Source organism: Micromonospora echinospora (genome assembly GCF_014203425.1).
GTDB lineage: Bacteria > Actinomycetota > Actinomycetes > Mycobacteriales > Micromonosporaceae > Micromonospora > Micromonospora echinospora_A.
This window is the reverse complement of record NZ_JACHJC010000001.1, coordinates 2,633,543-2,652,779: the sequence shown is the minus strand read 5'-3', so window position 1 is coordinate 2,652,779 and position 19,237 is coordinate 2,633,543. Positions and strand designations below refer to the sequence as shown.

Sequence of the window (19,237 nt, the reverse complement as noted above, 5' to 3'; positions counted from 1 at the left end):
AGTCGGCACCTGAAAACTGCCCCATGGCCCCTCCATCGCTACGCGGAAACCGTGACCAATACTGCTGTGCGGCTCTTGAACGAGTCTTGATTGGCCGCGCTTCGGCAGCTCCGGGGCCCTCGGAGGCTGTCGATACGTCCTGGCCGGACCGGGTGTGGAACCGGCTTCCCGGCCTGCGCGCACCCGGCCCTCACCCGCCCGCCGAACCGGCGCCGCCGGCCGCCGGAGGCAACACAGCAACCTGCGAGAAGACAGTCCCCGAGGCGTTCCGCAAGTATTGGCCAGAGCGGGCACGCCAATCGAAGGACTTCTCCGCAGGCGGGCAGGATCCGCATGCGTACACCCACGGCGAATTGGACTTGCCATGGCCCGAATATTGTTGGCACTGCGACAACGAATCCTGACTCCGGATAAGCGCGAGGCGTTGTTCGACGTACGCGGCTTCCATGTCAAGAACGACGCTGCGCGGCAGGCCCTGGAAAGTGCCGGGCTGAGTTTCATAGGCGGCTTCGGTGACGCCGCCGGGGCGCCCTCGCCCCGGGCCGCCGAGGAGCTACTGGAACGCCGGCCGGCGCCGCTGCGCGGCTTCGCCTACGAGGGCGCCGCGATGGCGTACGCCCTGATGGACGGCCTTCGCCCCGGCGGCGGCCGGGGCATGGCCCGGTTCCTGGCCGGGCGCGGGGCCGCGCACGTCTACATGGCGCACGTGGGCGCCGGCTGGGCCATGGCCCGGCTGCCCCGCTGGCGCTGGCCGGCGATCCTTCCGCCCGACCCGCTGCTGCGCTGGCTCGCCCTCGACGGCTACGGCTTCCACCAGGCCTACTTCCACACCGGCCGGTACGTCCACGAACGGCACCGCGACCCGGGGCACATCTGGCCGGCGGAGCTGCGGCACTACGCGCCGCACGCGGTGGACCAGGGCATCGGCCGGGCGCTGTGGTTCGTCGCCGGCGCCGACCCGGCCGAGCTGATCCGGCTGCTCGGCCGATTCCCCACCGACCGGCACTCCGACCTGTGGAGCGGGGTCGGCCTGGCCGCCAGCTACGCCGGCGGGGCCGATCTGACGGAACTGCGAACGCTCCGCGAGGCGGCCGGCGAGCACCGGGCGGCGCTCGGCCAGGGCAGCGCGTTCGCGGCCAAGGCCCGGATGCGCGCCGGGCACGTGCCGACGCACACCGCTGTCGCGGTCGGCGCGTTCTGCGTCACCAGCATCGAGCAGGCCGCCGCGATCACCGATGCCGCACTGACCGATCTGACCGACTCGGCGTCGCTGCCCGCCTTCGCGGTGTGGCGTCAGCGGATCGCCGACCATCTCGTTCTGCTGGGGAGGTGCTGACCGGGTGTCCATGATCCTGGGTTGGGGCCGACGTCATCTCGCCGGGCTGACCGCCCTGCTGCTGATCGTCGTCCTGTTCCTGATCGCCAAGCCGGCCACTGCTACCGACGACGAACGGCGACGGGTGGCCGCGGGCTACCGGTTCACAGCGCTGTCCATCGCGATCCCGGGTGGCCTGCCGCAGCAGAGCATCCGCCGGGTCAACAAGGAGTACACACACATCGACGCGTGGATCTCCTCGGTGGGCGCCGGGGTCGCCATGAACGACATCGACGGCGACGGCCTGGCCAACGACCTGTGCGTCACCGACGTGCGGATCGACCGGGTGGTGGTCACCCCGACGCCCGGGGCCCGCCAGGAGCGGTACGAGCCGTTCGTGCTCGACCCGGCGCCGCTGCCGATGGGGCCGCACATGGCGCCGATGGGGTGCGCGCCCGGCGACTTCAACGAGGACGGCCGTACCGACCTGCTGGTCTACTGGTGGGGCCGGACACCGGTGATCTTCCTGGCCCGCCCGGACGCCACCGGCCTGTCCGCGGCGGCGTTCCAGCCGGTCGAGCTGGTTCCCCGGCCCGCCGCCACCGACGGCGGATACACCGGCCCGCGGTGGAACACCAACACGGTGAGCGTGGCGGACTTCGACGGCGACGGTCACGAGGACGTCTACGTCGGCAACTACTTCCCCGACGGCCCGGTGCTCGACCACACGGTCAGCGGCGGCGTGGCGATGAACCGGTCCATGTCCGCCGCGTACAACGGCGGGCGCGACCACATCCTGCGCTGGACCGGCGCGACCGCCGGCACCGTCACCTTCGCCGACGTGCCGGACCTCTTCGACGACGACGTCTCCCGTGGCTGGTCACTCGCGTCGACCGCCACCGACCTCGACGGCGACCTGCTGCCCGAGCTGTACGTGGCGAACGACTTCGGCCCCGACCGGCTGCTGCACAACCGCTCCACGCCGGGCCGGGTGCGGCTGGCCCTCGTCGAGGGCGAGGGCAGCCGGCTCACCGTGCCCAAGTCGAAGATCCTCGGGCACGACTCCTTCAAGGGCATGGGCGTGGACGTCGGCGACCTGAACGGCGACGGCCTCTACGACATGTACGTCGGCAACATCACCACCTCGTTCGGCATCCAGGAGAGCAACTTCGCCTTCGTCAACCAGGCCCGGGACACCGACGACCTGCGGCAGCGGCTCGCCGACGGCCGGGCGCCGTTCGTCGACCGCAGCGCCCCGCTCAACCTCGCCTGGAGCGGCTGGAGCTGGGACGTCAAGATCGCCGACCTGACCAACCGCGGCCGGGCCGACATCGTGCAGACCAGCGGCTTCGTCAAGGGCGAGGTGAACCGGTGGGCGCAGCTGCAGGAGCTGGCCACCGCCAACGACACGCTGCTGGAGCACACCTCGTCGTGGCCACGGGTCCGGGAGGGCGACGACATCGCCGGCGGCCAGCCGCTGCGCCTGCACGCCCAGATGCCCGGCGGCGGCTACGCCGACATCGCCGGCCACCTCGGCCTGGCCGTGCCGATCCCGACCCGGGGCATCGCGCTCGGCGACGCCGACGGCGACGGCCGGCTGGACATGGCGGTGGCCCGGCAGTGGGACGCGCCGGTGTTCTACCGCAACGACAGCCCCGGCACCGGGTCGCAGCTGTCCCTGAAGCTGAACCGGCCGCCGACCGGCGACGCCGTCACCGGCTCCCCGGTGATCGGCGCGGACGTCACCGTCCGCACCCCCGACGGCCGCGTGCTGCGCGGCCGGGTCGACGGCGGCAGCGGCCACTCCGGCCGGCGCAGCTTCGAGGTGCACATCGGCCTCGGTGACGTCACCGGGCCGGTCCAGGTCGACCTGGCCTGGCGGGACCGCACCGGCGCGCCCCGCGCGCAGACGGTGACGCTCACCCCCGGCCGGCACGCGCTCACCCTCGGCACCCAGGCACAGGAGGCGAGTTCATGACGAAGCCACGCGACCCGCGAGTGACCGCGCTGCGCCGCTTCGCGATCTCGATCAGCGTCCTCAACATCCTCGGCTACACGGTCCTCGGCTTCGAACAGCCCGCGCTCTGGCCGGTGTACGCCGTGCTCACCGCGTACGCCGCCGAGCTGCTGCTGGAGGCGGTGGGCGCGCGGGGCGAGGGCCGCGCCCCCCGGTACGCCGGCGGCGTACGCAACCTGGTCGAGTTCCTCTTCCCCGCGCACATCACCGCGCTGGCGGTGAACATGCTGCTCTACACCAACGACCGGCTGCTGGTGATGCTCTTCGGCGTGCTGGTGGCGATCAGCGGCAAGTGGCTTCTGCGGGCGCCGGTCAACGGGCGGCTGCGGCACTTCATGAACCCGTCGAACTTCGGCATCGCGATCGTGCTTCTGCTGTTCCCGTGGGTCTCCATCGCGCCGCCGTACCACTTCACCGAGAACCTCTCCGGTCCCGCCGACTGGGCGATCGTGGCGGTGATCCTCGTCCTGGGCACGTTGCTCAACGCGAAGCTCACCCGCCGGATGTGGCTGATCGCCGGCTGGCTGTCGATCTTCGTGGTGCAGTCCGTGGTCCGGGGCCTGGTGCTGGACACCTCGATCGCGGCCGCGCTGGCCACCATGACCGGCACCGCGTTCGTCCTGTTCACCAACTACATGATCACCGACCCGGGCACCACACCGAGCCGGCCCGCCGCCCAGTTCGCGTTCGGCGGCGGCGTGGCGCTGGTGTACGGCGTGCTGACCGGCGCCTCGGTGACGTACGGGCTCTTCTTCGCCACCGCGATCGTCTGCCTGGTCCGCGGCGTCTACCTCTGGTCGCTGCACGCCTCGCGTCGCGAGCAGCGGCTTCGCGAGCAGGACCACCCCGTCTCGCCCGCAACGCCCGGGACACCGGCCACCGCCGGTCCCGTCTCCGCGGATAACGGCAAGCGGCCCGTGCCCGCCTGATCCGCGAATCGCACAACCCCAGGAGTGACGACATGAGCAGAATCGCGGTCGTCGGCATGAGCTGCCGCTACCCGGAAGCCGATTCGGTGGCCGACCTGTGGCGCAACGCCCTCAGCGGACGCCGCGCGTTCCGCCGGCTGCCGCCGGAGCGGATGAGCCTGGAGGACTACTGGGACGCCGACCCGGCCGCCCCGGACCGGTTCTACAACCGGCACGCCGCCGTCATCGAGGGGTACACGTTCGACCGGATCCGCCACCGGATCGCCGGCAGCACCTACCGTTCCACCGACCTCACCCACTGGCTGGCGCTGGACGTGGCCGGCGAGGCGCTCGCCGACGCCGGCTGGCCGGACGGCGCCGGACTGCCCCGGGAACGTACCGCCGTGGTGGTCGGCAACACCCTCACCGGCGAGTTCTCCCGCGCCAACGTGCTGCGGCTGCGCTGGCCGTACGTGCGCCGGGTACTGGCCGCCGGGTTGCAGGAGCAGGGGTGGCCCGACCGGCGGATCGCGGAGTTCCTGGCGGTGACCGAGGAGCGGTACAAGAGCCCGTTCCCGCCGATCGACGAGGACACGCTCGCCGGTGGCCTCTCCAACACCATCGCCGGGCGGATCTGCAACCACTTCGACCTCGGCGGCGGCGGCTGGACAGTGGACGCCGCCTGCGCCTCCAGCCTGCTGTCGGTGGTCACCGCCGCGCGTGCCCTGGCCGACGGCGAGGTCGACGTGGCAGTGGCGGGCGGGGTGGACCTGTCCATCGACCCGTTCGAGATGGTCGGCTTCGCCAAGGCCGGCGCGCTGGCCCGCGACGAGATGCGGGTCTACGACGAGCGGTCGCAGGGCTTCTGGCCGGGCGAGGGCTGCGGGATGGTCGTCCTGATGCGCCACGACGACGCGGTGGCGCAGGGGCGCGCCGTGCACGCGACGATCGCCGGCTGGGGTGTCTCCTCCGACGGGCGCGGCGGGATGACCCGCCCGGAGGCGCAGGGCTACCGGCTGGCGCTGGACCGGGCGTACCAGCGGGCCGGCTTCGGCATCGGCACGGTCCCGCTCTTCGAGGGACACGGCACCGGCACGGCGGTCGGCGACGCCACCGAGTTGCGCGCCCTCTCCGCCGCCCGGCGCGACGCGGGGGCCGCCGACCCGGCCGCCATCGGCTCGATCAAGGCGCTCATCGGGCACACCAAGGCCGCCGCCGGCGTGGCCGGGCTGATCAAGGCGACCATGGCGTTGCGGCACGCGATCGTCCCGCCCACCGCCGGGTGCGCCCGTCCCCGCGCGGAGCTGACCGCCGCGGACCGTACGCTGCGCGCCGCGCCGGTGGCCGAGCCCTGGCCGGACGGTGCGCCGCTGCGCGCCGGGGTCACCGCGATGGGCTTCGGCGGGATCAACACCCACCTGGTGCTGGAGGCCGGCCCGTCCGCCGTACCGGAGCGGATCCGGCGGCAGCAGCTCCGGCTGGCCCGGCACACCCAGGACGCCGAACTGCTGCTGCTCGACGCGGCCGACCCGGCGGCGCTGCGGGAACGGGTGGCCGCGCTGCTGCCCCCGCTGGCCCGGCTGTCGTACGGCGAGCTGACCGACCTCGCCGGCGCGCTGGCCGGTGAGGTACGCGGCCGGCCGACGCGCCTGGCGGTGGTCGCCGCCTCCCCCGCGGAGGCGGTCGACCGGTTCGAGCGTGCCCTGGCGGAGCTCGACCGGGGCGAGGAGGAACTGTTCGCCGACGGGCTGGCGCTGCGGCGCACGCTGCGGCCGGCCCGGCTCGGGTTCCTCTTCCCCGGCCAGGGCTCCGGCCGCAGCGTCGACGGAGGCGCGCTGGCCCGGCGCTTCCCGGCCGCCGCCGAGGTGCACCGCCTGGCGGCGCTGCCGGCCGACGCGGACCCGGTGGCCACCGAGGTGGCCCAGCCGCGGATCGCCGCGGGTTCCCTCGCCGGACTGCGGGTGCTCACCGAACTGGGCGTCGAGGCACGGGTGGCCGTCGGGCACAGCCTCGGCGAGATCACCGCGCTGCACTGGGCCGGAACCGTCGACGCGGAGGCGCTGCTGCGGATCGCCGCGGCACGCGGCGCCGTCATGGCCGGCTGCCGGGAACCGGGCACGATGGCCGGCATCGCCGCCGACGACACCGCCACCGCCCGGCTCATCGGCACGGAACCGGTGGTGGTGGCCGGTTACAACGGGCCGCGGCAGACGGTGGTCGCCGGCCCGTCCGACGCGGTCCGGCGGGTGTGCGAGCGGGCCACCGAGGCCGGTGTGCACTGGGCGGACCTGGCCGTCTCGCACGCGTTCCACTCCCCGCTGATGGCGTCGGCCGCCCGCGAGTTCGGCGACTGGCTGGAAGGGGTCCGGCTCGCCCCGCCGCGCCGGCCGGTGGTCTCCACGGTCACCGGCGCGGAACTGCCCTCCGGCACGGACCTGGCGGCGTTGCTGCGCCGGCAGATCACCGACCCGGTGCGCTTCGCCGCCGCGGTCACCGAGGCCGGCAAGCGGGTGGACGCGCTGGTCGAGGTCGGTCCCGGCCAGGTGCTCGCCCGGATGGCCCGGGAACTGGTCGACGTGCCGGTGTTCGCCACCGGCACCGACGCGCCGACGCTCGCCGGGTTCCTCGGCACTGTCGGCGCGCTCTGGACGCTGGGCGTGCCCGTCGACCACGCCGCGCTGGTCAGTGACCGTCCGATCCGTCCGCTCGACCTGGCCGCGCGGCGGCGCTTCTTCGCCAACCCGTGCGAAGCCGCGCCGGCGGCGGTCGTGGCGGCGGCGTCCGCGGCCGGGGACGAGACGACCCCGGCGGCCGGCGACGCCGAGCGGCCCGCGACCGGCGACGCGACGGCGCCGGCCGGCCCCGCCGCCGATCCGCTGGCCGTGCTGCGCCGGCTCGCCGCGTCCCGCGCGGAGCTGCCGGCCGAGAGCGTCGGCGCGGACACCCGGCTCCTCGACGGCCTGCACCTCAGCTCGATCGCGGTGGGACAGCTGGTCAACGAGGCCGCCCGGGAACTCGGCCTGCCGGCGGTGCAGGCCCCGACGAACTTCGCCACCGCCACGCTGCGGGAGATCGCCGACGCGCTGCGGGAGCTGGACCCGGCCGCCGCGCCCGCCGACCGGCGGGTGGACGGCGTCGCCCCGTGGGTGCGCGGCTTCACCGTCGAGCTGGCCGAGGAACCGGTGGAGCGGATCACCGCCGGTCCCACCGGACCGGGCGGCTGGCAGCTGTACGCGCCGGCCGGCCACCGGTACGCGGGGGCGCTGCGCGACGCGCTCGCCGGTGCGGGCGTCGGCGGCGGCGTGCTGCTCTGCCCGGACGACGAGGTGGACCTGGACCTCGCGCTGCGCGCCGTCCAGGCCGCGGTGGCCCAGCCGCCGGGCAGCCGCCTGGTGGTCGTCCAGCACGGCCGGGGCGTCGCCGGGCTGGCCCGTACCGCCCGGCTGGAGGGCGCGGGCCTGCACGTGACGCTCGTCGAGGCGGCTCCCGCCGACGACCTGGTGCACCGGGTGGTACGCGAGGTGGCCGCCACCGACGGGTACGCCGAGTGCCACCTCGGCGCGGAGGGCACGCGGCGCGTCCCCCTGCTCCGGCCGCTGCCGCCACCCGGCCCGGTACGCGAGGGGCCGGCCGGTCCGCCGCTGCGCCCGGACGACGTGCTGCTGGTGACCGGCGGCGGGAAGGGCATCACCGCCGAGTGCGCGCTCGCGCTGGCCCGGGACACCGGCGCCCGGCTGGCGCTGCTGGGCCGGGCCGACCCGGCCGCGGACCCGGAGCTGGCCGCGAACCTGACCCGGATGCGGGAGGCGGGGGTGCGGTCGCGGTACGTCCGCGCCGACGTCACCGACCCGAAGGCGGTACTCGCCGCCGTGGCGGAGGTACGCGAGCACCTGGGTCCGGTCGCCGGGGTCCTGCACGGCGCCGGGGTCAACCGGCCGGCCGCCCTCGGCGCGCTGGACCCGGACACCCTGCGCGCCACGCTCGCGCCGAAGGTGGACGGCCTGGCGAACGTCCTCGCCGCGGTCGAGCCGGACGAACTGAGGCTGCTGGTGACGTTCGGCAGCGTGATCGGGCGCGGCGGCCTGCCCGGGGAGGCGCACTACGCGCTGGCGAACGACTGGCTGGCCCGGCTGACCGCCGAGGCCGGCCGACGCTCCCCCGGATGCCGCGCGGTCTGTCTGGAGTGGTCGGTCTGGTCCGGCGTCGGCATGGGCGAGCGGCTCTCCGCTGTCGAGTCGCTGCTGCGCGCCGGGATCACCCCGATCCCGCCGGACGAGGGCGTCCGGCTGCTGCGCCAGGTGCTGACGCTGCCCCGGCTGCCCGCCTCGGTGGTGGTCACCGGCCGTACCGACGGGCTGGACACGCTGCGCCACGAGCGGCGCGAGCTGCCGCTGCTGCGTTTCCTGGAACGCCCGCTGGTGCAGTACGACGGCGTGGAGCTGGTGGTCGAGGCGGACCTGTCGGCCGAGAGCGACCCGTACCTCGCCGAGCACGACCTCGACGGCAACCTCCTGCTGCCCGCCGTGCTCGGCATGGAGGCGATGGCGCAGGTGGCCACCGCGCTCAGCGGCGCCACCGGTGTGCCGGTGCTGACCGGCGTCAGCTTTTCCCGGCCCGTGGTGGTGGCCCGCGGCGGGCGCACCACCGTCCGGATCGCTGCGGTGCAGGCCGAGGCGGGCGTGGTGGAGGTGGCGATCCGCAGCGACGAGACGGGCTTCGCGGTCGACCACTTCCGGGGCACCGTCCGCTTCGAGCCGGACGAGGGCGACCGGGAGGCGCCGGGCGTGACCGGCGGGCTGCCGCCGGTGCCGCTGCAGCCGGGCCGGGACCTCTACGGCGACCTGCTCTTCCAGGGCGACCGGTTCCGCCGGCTGGTGCGCTACCACCGGGTCGCGTCCCGGCGGGCCGAGGCGGACGTCGCCACCACCGAGGATCTGCGCTGGTTCCACGCGTTCCTGCCGCAGCGGCTGCTGCTCGGCGACGCGGGCGCGCGGGACGCCTTCCTGCACGGCATCCAGGTCTGCGTGCCGGACGCGACGCTGCTGCCGGTCGCGGTGGACCGGGTGGAGCCGGCGGGACCGAAGCTCGCCGCCACCGAGCAGGTCCGCTTCGTGGCGGTGGAGCGGGAGCACCGCGACGACACCTACCGGTACGACGTGACGGTCCTCGGCGCGGCCGGGGTGGTGGTGGAACGCTGGCTCGGTCTGCGCCTGCGCGCGGTGCGTCACCGCCCGGCCGCCCTGCCGTGGCCGCCGGCGCTGCTCGGACCGGCGCTGGAGCGGCGGCTCGGCCGGCTGCTCGACGCCGACCTGGCGGTGGTGGTGGAGCCGCGTCCGGACGGGACCGGCGGGGCACGCCGGGAGGTCACCGCCACCGCCGTCGGGCGGGCCGTGGGACGGCCGGTGCGGCTGCGCTACCGGCCGGACGGGCGGCCCGAGGAGGTCAACGGCCGGCACGTCTCCGCCGCCCACAGCGACGTCGCCAGCCTGCTGGTGGCCGGCGCCGGGCCGCTCGCCTGCGACCTGGAGGTGGTCCGGCCCCGGCCCGCCGAGGTCTGGGCCGACCTGCTCGGCCGGCACGCCGGGCTGGCCGGGCAGGTCGCCGCCGACCTCGGCGAGGACCCCGACGTCGCCGCCACCCGGGTCTGGTGCGCCAAGGAGTGCCTGGTCAAGGCGGGGCTGCCGGTGGACGCCCCGCTGACAGTGGCCGGCGCCGACGGCGAGTGGGTGCTGGTGCGCAGCGGCCGGGTCACGGTGGCCACCGGCCCGGTCCGTCTCATCGGCGAGCCACAACCGGTGGTCGTCGCCGTCCTCACCGCGACGGGGGTGTGACGTGTCCGCCTGGTACGAGTACCGCCACGTGGTCGGGTTCGAGGAGACGAACCTCGTCGGCAACGTCTACTACGTCAACTACCTGCGTTGGCAGGGCCGCTGCCGGGAGATGTTCCTGCGCGAGCACGCCCCGGCGGTGGTAGACGACCTGCGCGCCGGGTTGAAGCTGTTCACGCTGCGGGTGGACTGCGAGTACCTCGCCGAGCTCGACGCCTTCGACGAGCTGCGCATCCGGATGAGCCTGACCGAGCTGACCCAGACGCAGCTCGGCCTGGCCTTCGACTACCTGCGTGACGGCACGGGCGGGCTGGTCCCGGTGGCCCGTGGCCACCAGCGGATCGCCTGCATGCGGGAGGTCGCCGGGCAGGTGGTGCCGACCCGCGTGCCGCCGCCGCTGGTGCGGGCACTGGCGCCGTACCGGGCGGCCGAGGGGGTGTCCGGTCGTGCCTGAGCGGGCCGTGGGCGCGCCGCCGGCCGCCGCGGCGCTGCGTGCGGTGCTCGGCGAGTTCGTCACCGGCGTGACGGTGCTGACGGTGGGTGGTCCGCTGCCGCACGGGATGACCGCGAACTCGTTCACCTCGGTCTCGCTGGACCCGCCGCTGGTGCTGCTCTGCGTGAGCCGCGACAGCCTGATGTCCGCCTGCCTGGCCGACGCGGACGGGTTCGGCATCTCCGTCCTGGCGGCCGGTCAGGAACACCTGGCCCGGCACTTCGCCGACCGGCGCCGGCGGCCCGGGCGCGCGCAGTTCACCACTGTCGGCTGGTCGCCGGGCGAGCAGACCGGCGCGCCGCTGCTGCACGGGGCGCTGGCCTGGCTGGAGTGCCGGCCGTGGCGCTGCCACGACGGCGGCGACCACGTGATCGTGGTGGGCCGGTTGGTCGCCGCGCGCACGGCCGCCGACAGCGACGCCCTGATCTTCCGGCGGGGCCGGTTCGACAGGTACGGGAAACCCCACCCGGCCGCCGGCCGCCGGCACATCCAACCGCTTTTGAAGGAGGCGCAGTGACCCTGTCGGAGAAGCGCGACGCCGGCGCTTCGGGGCTCGATCTGAACGGCAGCCGGCACCGGGCGGCCCTGCAGATCTTCCTCGTCGTCGTCATCGCACACTGGGCCGAGCACCTGGTGCAGGCCGCCCAGATCTGGGTGTTCGGCTGGTCCCGGCCGGAGGCCCGGGGCGTGCTCGGCATGCCGTTCCCGTGGCTCGTGGAGAGCGAGTGGCTGCACTACGGGTACGCGCTCGTCATGCTCGCCGGTTTCTGGATGCTGCGCGGCGGCTTCGTCGGCCGCGCCCGGACCTGGTGGACGGCGGCGCTGCTGATCCAGGTGTGGCACCACCTGGAGCACCTGCTGCTGCTGGTGCAGTCGCTCACCGGCAGCAACCTGGCCGGGCAGCCGGTGCCGACGAGCCTGCTGCAACTGGTGGCGCCCCGGGTGGAGCTGCACCTGTTCTACAACGCGGTGGTGTTCCTGCCGATGGTGGTGGCGATGTACCTGCACCGCACGCCGCTCGCCGACGAGCTGGCCCGGATGCGGTGCAGTTGCCGCCGGGTGGCCGAAGTCCGGTGAGGCGCGGGCCGGGGCTGAGGTGGCTGGCGGCGGGACTGCTCACGCTGCTCGCGCTCGGCCTGGCCGGGCTGACCCTGGCGGCGCAGCTGCGGCCGGCGCGGTTGGTGAGCACCGACCCGCCGGCCGGCGCCCGGCTGACCACGGCGCCGGCGGCGGTGACGCTCACCTTCAACGGTCCGCTCGACGGCGAGCGGACCCATGTCTGGCTGGTCGGTCCGGGCGGGGCGTTCGCCGCGACGGGCGCGCCCCGGTATCGCGGCAACGGCGTCGAGCTGCCGGTCACGGTCGCGGGTGACGGGCGCTACCGGGTCGGCTACCACGCCCAGCTCGCCACCGGGCAGACCGCCACCGGCGTGGTCCCCTTCACCGTCGCCGCCGGGCTCGTCGCCCCGCCGCGGGCGGCCCCGGCCGTGTCCCCGCCGGTCACCGCGCCGCCGGACGGGCCCGCCGGGGGCAGCCACCACGGGGGTACGGGCGGAGCGGCCGGACTGGCCCTGTTGCTGGCGCCGGTGGTGACCGGAGCGGTCCTGCTCGTGCTGATGGCGCGTGGACGGCGTGACCGGCCCGCCGTCGACGGCCCGCCCGGGTCGCCGGCCGGTCCCGGGCCGGGCGGGCGACGGCGGGCCTGGGTGCTGCGGGAACCGGAGGACGCCGACGAGCGGCCCGCCGATCGCGAACCGGCCCGGCCGGGCGGGTGACCTGACGGACCACAGGAGGAGGAGCGATGTCCGTATCGACAGATGCCGCCGCCGTGAAGGCCGAACAGCGGCGGACCTGGGACGCCGTCAGCGACGGCTGGACCCGCGAGTGGGAGACCTTCGAGCGGGGCGGCGCGGCGCTCACCGCGCGGCTGCTGGCCCTGGGTGGCGTACGGCCGGGGCATCGCGTCCTGGACGTCGCGACCGGTCCGGGGGAGCCGGGGCTCAGCGCCGCCGACGTGGTCGGCCCGGCCGGCACGGTCACCGGTGTCGACCTCTCCCCCGCCATGCTCGCCGTGGCCCGCCGCCGCGCCGAGGGCCGCCGCAACGTCAACTTCCTCGTCGCCGACCTGGAGACGGTGGAGCTGCCGCCGCACGCCTTCGACGTGGTGCTCAGCCGGCTCGGCCTGATGTTCGCCGTCGACCCGGACGCCGCGTTCCGCCGGATCGCCCGGCTCCTCGTCCCGGGCGGCGTGCTCGCCGCGGCGGTGTGGGCGCCACCGCCGCGGGTGCCGCTGATGTCGCTCGGGTACGGCGTGCTCGCGCGACGGCTGGACCTGCCGTCCGGGCCACCGGACGCCCCCGGCCCGTACCGCCTCTGCGATCCGCAGGCGCTGGCGGCCGGGCTGACCGACGCCGGCCTGCGTGACGTGACGGTCGAGGAGTACCCGGTCCCGTTCCGGTTCCACGACCCGGCCGAGTACGCGCGGTTCACCCGGGCGGTGGCCCCGCCTCCGGTACGCCGCCGGGTCGACGCGCTCGACCCGGCCGGGCGGGACGCGCTCTGGGCGGAGGTGGCCGCCGCCGCGCGGGGGCGCCTGGGCCCGGACGGGCTGGTCGACCTGACCTCGACCGCGCTCACCGTACGCGCGGTCGCCCCGCACCGACCCCCATCCATCACGACGGAAGGACCGAGATGACCACCGAACTGCAACGCCGGAAGCTGGAGAAGGTCTTCGCCTCGTACGACGCCGACGGTGACGGCGTCATCGACGGGCTGGACATCACCGCGATGGCCCAGATCTGGTGCGACACGTACGGCGTCGCGCCGTACTCGCCGGGCTGGCGGCGTATCCACGGCGCGGCGGCCCGGATGTGGCGCGGGATGCGCGGCAGCGACGGGCCGGACGGCGAGAAGCGGGTGACGGTCGCCGAGTGGGTGGCGTGGGCCGACAAGCCGGAGTTCCCGGAGTTCGTGACGAACGCGGCGGTGCCGTTCAGCCTGGCCGTCTTCGACGTGGCCGACGCGGACCGGGACGGGCGCATCAACCACGCGGAGATGTTCGCGGCGCAGAGCAAGAGCGGCATGCGGTCGGAGGAGACCCAGCGGATCTTCGACCGGCTCGACACCGACCGGGACGGCTACCTCACCAGCGAGGAGTACGGCCGGGCGGCGCACGAGTTCTACCTGAGCGCCGACCCGGACGCGCCGGGCAATGTGATCGCCGGGGAGCTCTAGGCGACCGGACGCCCGGCCGCCGGTCCGTTGTGGGCCGGCGGCCGAGCGTCCGCCGGTCAGCGGGTACGCAGGCGCGCGGTCATCGGCAACGCGTCGACGGGCATGGTCATGGCCGGCACGGGCTTCGGCTCGTGGCCCGGCACCGGCTCCAGCCGCCAGCGGGCGGCGATGCTGGCCAGCGAGACGATCATCTCGGTCCAGGCGAACTGGTCGCCGATGCACCCGTGCACGCCGGTGGCGAACGGCATGAAGGCGCCGCGCGGCAGCCCCCGGGCCCGCTCCGGCAGCCACCGGTCCGGGTCGAAGCGCTCGGGCTCCGGATAGATCAGCGGGTTGTGGTGTACGGCGTGGAAGCTGTAGAGCACGTCCGAGCCGGCCGGGATCAGGTAGCCGCCCAGTTCGGCGTCGCGGGCGGTGACCCGGTTGTTGAACAGGCCCTGGGTGCGCAGCCGCAGCGTCTCGGAGAGCACCTGGCGGGTGTACTCCAGCGCCGCCACGTCGGCATAGCCGGCGGCCCGTCCGTCGAGCACCCGGTCGACCTCGGCGTGCAGCCGCCGCTGCACGCCGGCGTCCGCGCCGACGTGGTGCAGCGCCCAGCAGAGCGTGTTGGCGATGGTGTTGCTGCCGGCGATGAAGAACGTCATCACCTCGTCGTGGACCTGCTCGTCGCTCATCGCGGGCCGGCCGTCCTCGTCGCGGGCGAAGAGCATCATCGACAGCAGGTCGCCGTGGTCGGTGCCGGCCGCGCGGTACTCGGCGATGACCCGGCGGATGGTGGCCCGCAGGTACTCGGCCGCGGCGTCGTAGTCGCGGTTGGCCTGGGTGGGCAGGCGGGTCAGCACGCCCGTCACGTCGGTGATCCGGCGGAACAGTCCGCCCAGGACGGTGGTGGTCGCGGCCATGAACCGGGCGCGGTCGAGGCGCCGGTCACCGGCGAAGACGACCTCGACGACGTTGGTGAGGGCCAGCTCGTCCATCTCCTTCTCGACCGCGAGGCGCTGGCCGTCGCGCCAGGAGTCGAGCTTGCCGGCGACCGTCCGGCTCATCAGCTCCGTGTAGTGGATGACCTTGTTGCGATGGAAGGCGGGCTGGATCAGCGCCCGCTGCCGGCGGTGGAACTCGCCCTCGGAGATGCCCAGGCCGTTGCCGAACATGGACCGGAAGCGGTCGGTCATCGGCCCGCCCCGGACGAAGGTGTCGCCGTCGCGGAGCAGCTCGCGCATCAGGGTCGGGTCGTTCACCACGTACGCCGGGCGCTTGCCGAGCGCGATGGTGACGACCGGCTCGCCGGACTGGAGTTCGAGCAGGAATTCGGCGGGTCGTCGTTTCATCTGCAGGCCGTGCCCGAGCACGGGCAGGCGGCCGGGCGCCGACGCGGGTGTGCGCAGGGTGCTGGTCATGGTGCGTTCCCTCGGTGTCGGGCCGCGCGGCTCGCCGCGTCGGCGGTGACGGGCCGGCCCGGGTGCGACGGCGGCCCGGTCGGGATCAGCGGGAGAGCAGCGCGCCGGTGGACGCGGGCCGTCCGGCGGCGTGCCAGACCCGCGACGAACCGATGGTCTGGCCGTTGGCCAGGTCCTGAAGGGTGATCTGGACCCGCCAGGGGTCGAACTGGAGCACCTCGAAGCCGGCGTCGGTGGGGCCGTCGGGCCAGACCGCGTACGGGTCGAAGCCGCGCTGGGTCGCCTCGGCGGCGACCAGGTCCCAGACGTGGCGCTTGGTGTCGCCCGGCTCCAGCCAGGTGGCGCGGCAGTCGACGAAGACGGCGTCGTGCGCGGGTGTCCAGTAGCTGCACGAGACGTACGGGTTGCGAGCGAGGTGGGCGGTCTTGACCGGGGTGCGGGAGGTGCTGACCCATCCGGTCGGGCCGGCGTCGCCGACCTCCCAGGAGACGTGCATGATCCGGCTGCGCGGCCGGTCGTGTCCGTCCACAGTGGCGACCGTGCACCAGCCGATCTCGGTGGTGAGCCGCAGGAAGTCGTCACGGAGGTCGGCGAAGTCGCCGACCGGGGTGCTGAAAGTGGAAGGCTCCATGTCGAGATGGTAGATCCGCGGGAGCGGAGTTTGCTATATAATTCTCAATTCTTGCGGTGTCCGGCGTGGAGCCTCAGCCGGCCCGCAGGACCTTGCGCAGCGCGTCGATCACCCGGGCCTGGGTGTCCGCGTCCAGGGACGGGTACATCGGCAGCGAGAAGATCTCCTCGGCCAGCCGTTCGGTGACCGGGAGCGACCCGTCGGAGTAGCCGAGGTGGGCGAAGCCGCGCATGGTGTGCACCGGCCAGCGGTAGCTGACGTTCAGCTCGATGCCGTGCGGGCGCAACTCCGCCAGGATCTCGTCGCGCCGCGGGTGCCGTACCACGTACAGGTAGTAAACGTGCTCGTTGCCGGACGCGGTGACCGGCAGGACCAGGCCGGTGCCGGCCAGCCCTTCGTCGTAGCGGCGGGCGATCTCGCGCCGGGCGGCGACGTAGCGGTCCAGCCGCCGCAGCTTGCGGCGCAGGATCTCCGCCTGCACCTCGTCCAGGCGGCTGTTGCGCCCGGGCGTCTCCTCGACGTAGTAGCGGTCCTCCATCCCGTAGTACCGCAGCCGGCGCAGGCGCCGCTCCACGTCCGGGTCGGCGGTGATCGTCGCGCCGCCGTCGCCGTACGCGCCGAGCACCTTGGTCGGGTAGAACGAGAAGGCGGCGGCGTCACCGAGCGACCCGGCCACGCGGCCGTGGTGGCTCGCGCCGTGCGCCTGCGCGCAGTCCTCCAGCACCGCGAGGCCGTGCTCGGCGGCGAGCGCCCGCAGCGAAGCCATCTCGACGCACTGCCCGTAGAGGTGCACCGGGAGCAGCACCCGGGTACGCGCCGTGATCGCGTCTGCGACCTGGTCGACGCGCATCAGGCAGGTCGCCTCGTCCACGTCCACGAAGACCGGCACCGCGCCCACCGCGTCGATGGCGAGCACTGTCGGGGCGGCCGTGTTGGCGACGGTGACCACCTCGTCGCCGGGGCGTACGCCCAGCGCCCACAGGGCCAGCGAGATGGCGTCGGTGCCGTTGGCCACCCCGACGCAGTGCGGTACGCCGTGGTAGGCGGCGAACTCCCGCTCGAAGCCGCGCACGCTCTCGCCGAGCACCAGGCGGCCGGAGGAGAAGACCTGTTCCACGGCGCCGAGGACGTCCTCGCGCTCGCTGGCGTACTCGGCCAGGTAGTTCCAGACTCCGACGGTCATGGCGGCGGACCTCCCCGGGGACGCGTCGTCGCCGCGGTGCCTCACCCCGGCATCACCACCTCGCATCCTAGTCGCCGACCCGTCGGCCAGCTACACGTTCGTCAACCGATATCGGTACCCCCGGCTCACGCCCACTGGCCCGAACGGACGGAATCGCTCCCTTCGCGACGCCACCGCCCCGGGCCTGACACCAGCCCTGCGAGGCGCGCGCGAAAACCTTGCCGGGCAAGCCTTCAACGCCGCCCTGACCTGCCACGACATCGGCTGCCGTCGACCGCTGTGGCCCCTCCGTCGACAGGTGGAAATTGCGCGGAGTGGATCTCCCCGCAGCCGACTTCCCATCAATTGACAGTTGCAATTCGCATAGTAGGCTCCCTGCCGCGGGCGCCGCTCTCCGGCCCTCTCCGTCTCCCTCCGACCGCGACGCCTGGCATGTTCCGGCCTCAATCCCGCACGTGACCAGGAGGACGTCCATGCCCCGTAGACAACTGCGCGGCCCGCTCCGGCGCGCCGCCCACATCGGAGTGATCGCGCTCGTCGCAGTCAGCAGCGGCCTGGTGCCGCCCCCGGCCGCGGCCGGGGCGTCCGTGCGACGGATCACCTCGACCGTGACCGGCAGCGACGGTCAGCCGTACCGGATCACCAATCACCTCACCCGCACGGCTCAGGCCGCCGAGCGGGCGGGTGCGCCCGCCCGCCAGTGGCTGCTGGTGTGGACCGGCGACGCCGCCCCCGGCCCCGACGGCAAGCCCGACCCCGACTTCCTCGCCGTCGTGGACGCCACCCCCGGCTCACCCGACTACGGCCGGGTGGCGAACACCGTCACCGTCGACTCGGTCTTCGGCAACGAGCCGCACCACATGCAGTACACCTGGCGCAAGGGCGACAAGGTGTACGCGGGCGGCCTGCTCAGCGACACCGTCTTCGTCTTCGACGTCAGCCGGCTGCCCCGGGTCTCGCTCAGCGGCGTGACGCTGCCGCATGACACCCCGTGCGGCTCGGTGCCGGACGCGTTCACCGTCCTGCGCGACGGCACCGCGTACGGGTCGTACATGGGCGGGCCCGACGTCGCCGGCCCCTGCACCTACTCCGACGGGCAGACCCGCGTGGGCAACGGCTTCGCCGGCTCCCCCGGCGAGGTGGTCCGGCTCGGCGCCGACGGCCGGGTGCTGGCCGAGATGCCGGCGGCGAAGAAGGAGGCCGAGGACCCGGTCTCCTGCCCCAACCAGCCGGCGCTGCCAGTGCCGACCTGCGCCAACCCGCACGGCATCGCGCTGCGCGAGGACCTGAACCGGCTGGTCACCAGCGACTTCGTCGAGGTGCGGCACGTCGTCGCCGGCCTGGTGACCGACCCCAATCTGCAGCGCCGCACGGTCCGCACGTACGACATCAGCGACCGTAACCGGCCCCGCCTGCTCTCCCTGTCGTACCTGCCCGACGGGCCCCGGGTCGACGACGAGTTCAGCCGGGAGGGCATGCTGGCCATGGAGCCCGCGGTGACGAACAAGCCCCGCAACAAGGGCGCGTTCGTGGCCACCGGGATGGGCGCGGTCTACTACACGCCGGACATCACCAAGCGGGAGCTGACCTGGCGGCAGGTGTTCGACGACGCGACCGCCTTCCGCCGGATCTACCCGCGCGACACCCCGACCAGCGCGGCCGACGGCGGCAGCTGGCTCATGGTGAGCCCGGACGACCGCTTCCTGTTCCACACGGTGATGTTCGGCGGCAACAACTCACCGGCCGTCAACGCCGAGTCCGGCATGGTGTACGTGCTGGACATCCGCCGGCTCCTGGCCGCCGGAAGCCGGACCTCGTGCCAGATCGACACGATCGCGGAGACCGTACGCGGCGGCGCCGAGCCGGACTGTCCCGCGCTGGTCAGCGCGCTGCCGATCGTGGACACCACGCTCGGCGGCCCGCACTGGGGGGCGCTGGACACGTTCCGGCCGATGGCGGGCGGGAAGCACTTCCGCCAGACCGACCAGGTCTCCCGGGTGGTCACCTCGAACTACTTCGTGGCCCCCACCGGGCTCGACGGTGACGCCCGGATCTGCATGGCACTGGTCGACCCGGCGGGCCGGCTCACCGAGGACCGCGCGTTCCGCGACGAGCACACCGGCCGGCGCTGCGTGAGCTTCGACCGGACGAGCTGGCCGCACGGCGACACCGGCAAGGCGAACCCGCACGGGCTGCTCTTCGCGGTGGCCGACGCGCAACTGCGCTGA

14 protein-coding genes are annotated in these 19,237 nt (G+C 74.2%); 11 read left to right on the top strand and 3 right to left on the bottom strand.

The genetic code is table 11. The annotated features are described in order from the left end of the window. Positions 1 to 364: 364 nt before the first annotated feature. Genes FHU28_RS12645 through FHU28_RS12600 form a run of 10 tightly spaced genes read left to right on the top strand, consistent with a single transcriptional unit; the run spans position 365 to position 13,795 of the window. On the top strand, positions 365 to 1,336 hold the full coding sequence (locus FHU28_RS12645) for a DUF1702 family protein (protein WP_184683863.1): 972 nt from the start codon (positions 365 to 367) through the stop codon (positions 1,334 to 1,336). A gap of 4 nt (positions 1,337 to 1,340) precedes the next feature. Further along, the gene (locus tag FHU28_RS12640) at positions 1,341 to 3,293 is read left to right on the top strand and encodes a CRTAC1 family protein (RefSeq protein ID WP_184683861.1); all 1,953 of its coding nucleotides are present in this window, start codon (positions 1,341 to 1,343) and stop codon (positions 3,291 to 3,293) included. Next, positions 3,290 to 4,261, top strand: coding sequence for an enediyne biosynthesis protein (locus tag FHU28_RS12635; RefSeq protein WP_184683859.1), 972 nt, complete (start codon positions 3,290 to 3,292; stop codon positions 4,259 to 4,261). The genes FHU28_RS12640 and FHU28_RS12635 overlap by 4 nt, the downstream gene beginning before the upstream one ends. Before the next feature lie 32 nt (positions 4,262 to 4,293). After that, on the top strand, positions 4,294 to 10,071 hold the full coding sequence (locus FHU28_RS12630; protein WP_184683857.1) for a type I polyketide synthase: 5,778 nt from the start codon (positions 4,294 to 4,296) through the stop codon (positions 10,069 to 10,071). 1 nt (position 10,072) lies between these two features. Continuing rightward, positions 10,073 to 10,522, top strand: coding sequence for an acyl-CoA thioesterase (locus FHU28_RS12625; RefSeq protein ID WP_184683854.1), 450 nt, complete (start codon positions 10,073 to 10,075; stop codon positions 10,520 to 10,522). Continuing rightward, entirely contained in the window at positions 10,515 to 11,078 is a 564-nt protein-coding gene (locus FHU28_RS12620; RefSeq protein WP_225980488.1) for a flavin reductase family protein, read from the top strand. The genes FHU28_RS12625 and FHU28_RS12620 overlap by 8 nt, the downstream gene beginning before the upstream one ends. Further along, positions 11,075 to 11,638, top strand: a complete 564-nt coding sequence (locus FHU28_RS12615; protein ID WP_184683852.1) for a hypothetical protein — start codon at positions 11,075 to 11,077, stop codon at positions 11,636 to 11,638. The genes FHU28_RS12620 and FHU28_RS12615 overlap by 4 nt, the downstream gene beginning before the upstream one ends. Next, the gene (locus tag FHU28_RS12610) at positions 11,635 to 12,336 is read left to right on the top strand and encodes a copper resistance CopC family protein (protein WP_184683850.1); all 702 of its coding nucleotides are present in this window, start codon (positions 11,635 to 11,637) and stop codon (positions 12,334 to 12,336) included. The genes FHU28_RS12615 and FHU28_RS12610 overlap by 4 nt, the downstream gene beginning before the upstream one ends. A 26-nt stretch (positions 12,337 to 12,362) precedes the next feature. After that, the gene (locus FHU28_RS12605) at positions 12,363 to 13,256 is read left to right on the top strand and encodes a class I SAM-dependent methyltransferase (protein WP_184683848.1); all 894 of its coding nucleotides are present in this window, start codon (positions 12,363 to 12,365) and stop codon (positions 13,254 to 13,256) included. Beyond that, the gene (locus tag FHU28_RS12600) at positions 13,253 to 13,795 is read left to right on the top strand and encodes an EF-hand domain-containing protein (protein WP_184683846.1); all 543 of its coding nucleotides are present in this window, start codon (positions 13,253 to 13,255) and stop codon (positions 13,793 to 13,795) included. Before FHU28_RS12605 ends, FHU28_RS12600 begins: the two co-directional genes overlap by 4 nt. Before the next feature lie 56 nt (positions 13,796 to 13,851). Here the strand turns inward: FHU28_RS12600 and FHU28_RS12595 are convergent, their stop codons facing one another. The 3 genes from FHU28_RS12595 to FHU28_RS12585 form a co-directional block, all read right to left on the bottom strand. Then, a complete protein-coding gene (locus FHU28_RS12595; RefSeq protein ID WP_184683844.1) occupies positions 13,852 to 15,195 on the bottom strand; it encodes a cytochrome P450 in 1,344 nt (447 codons plus the stop codon). Between the two features lie 85 nt (positions 15,196 to 15,280). After that, a complete protein-coding gene (locus FHU28_RS12590; protein WP_184683841.1) occupies positions 15,281 to 15,826 on the bottom strand; it encodes a pyridoxamine 5'-phosphate oxidase family protein in 546 nt (181 codons plus the stop codon). A 73-nt stretch (positions 15,827 to 15,899) separates the two neighbouring features. Then, positions 15,900 to 17,009, bottom strand: a complete 1,110-nt coding sequence (locus FHU28_RS12585) for a DegT/DnrJ/EryC1/StrS family aminotransferase (protein ID WP_184683838.1) — start codon at positions 17,007 to 17,009, stop codon at positions 15,900 to 15,902. A gap of 473 nt (positions 17,010 to 17,482) precedes the next feature. On the opposite strand from FHU28_RS12585, the gene FHU28_RS12580 reads away from it, so the two are divergent. Next, positions 17,483 to 19,237 carry a selenium-binding family protein gene (locus tag FHU28_RS12580; protein WP_221453185.1) on the top strand — a complete coding sequence of 585 codons (1,755 nt, stop codon included), beginning with the start codon at positions 17,483 to 17,485 and terminating at the stop codon, positions 19,235 to 19,237.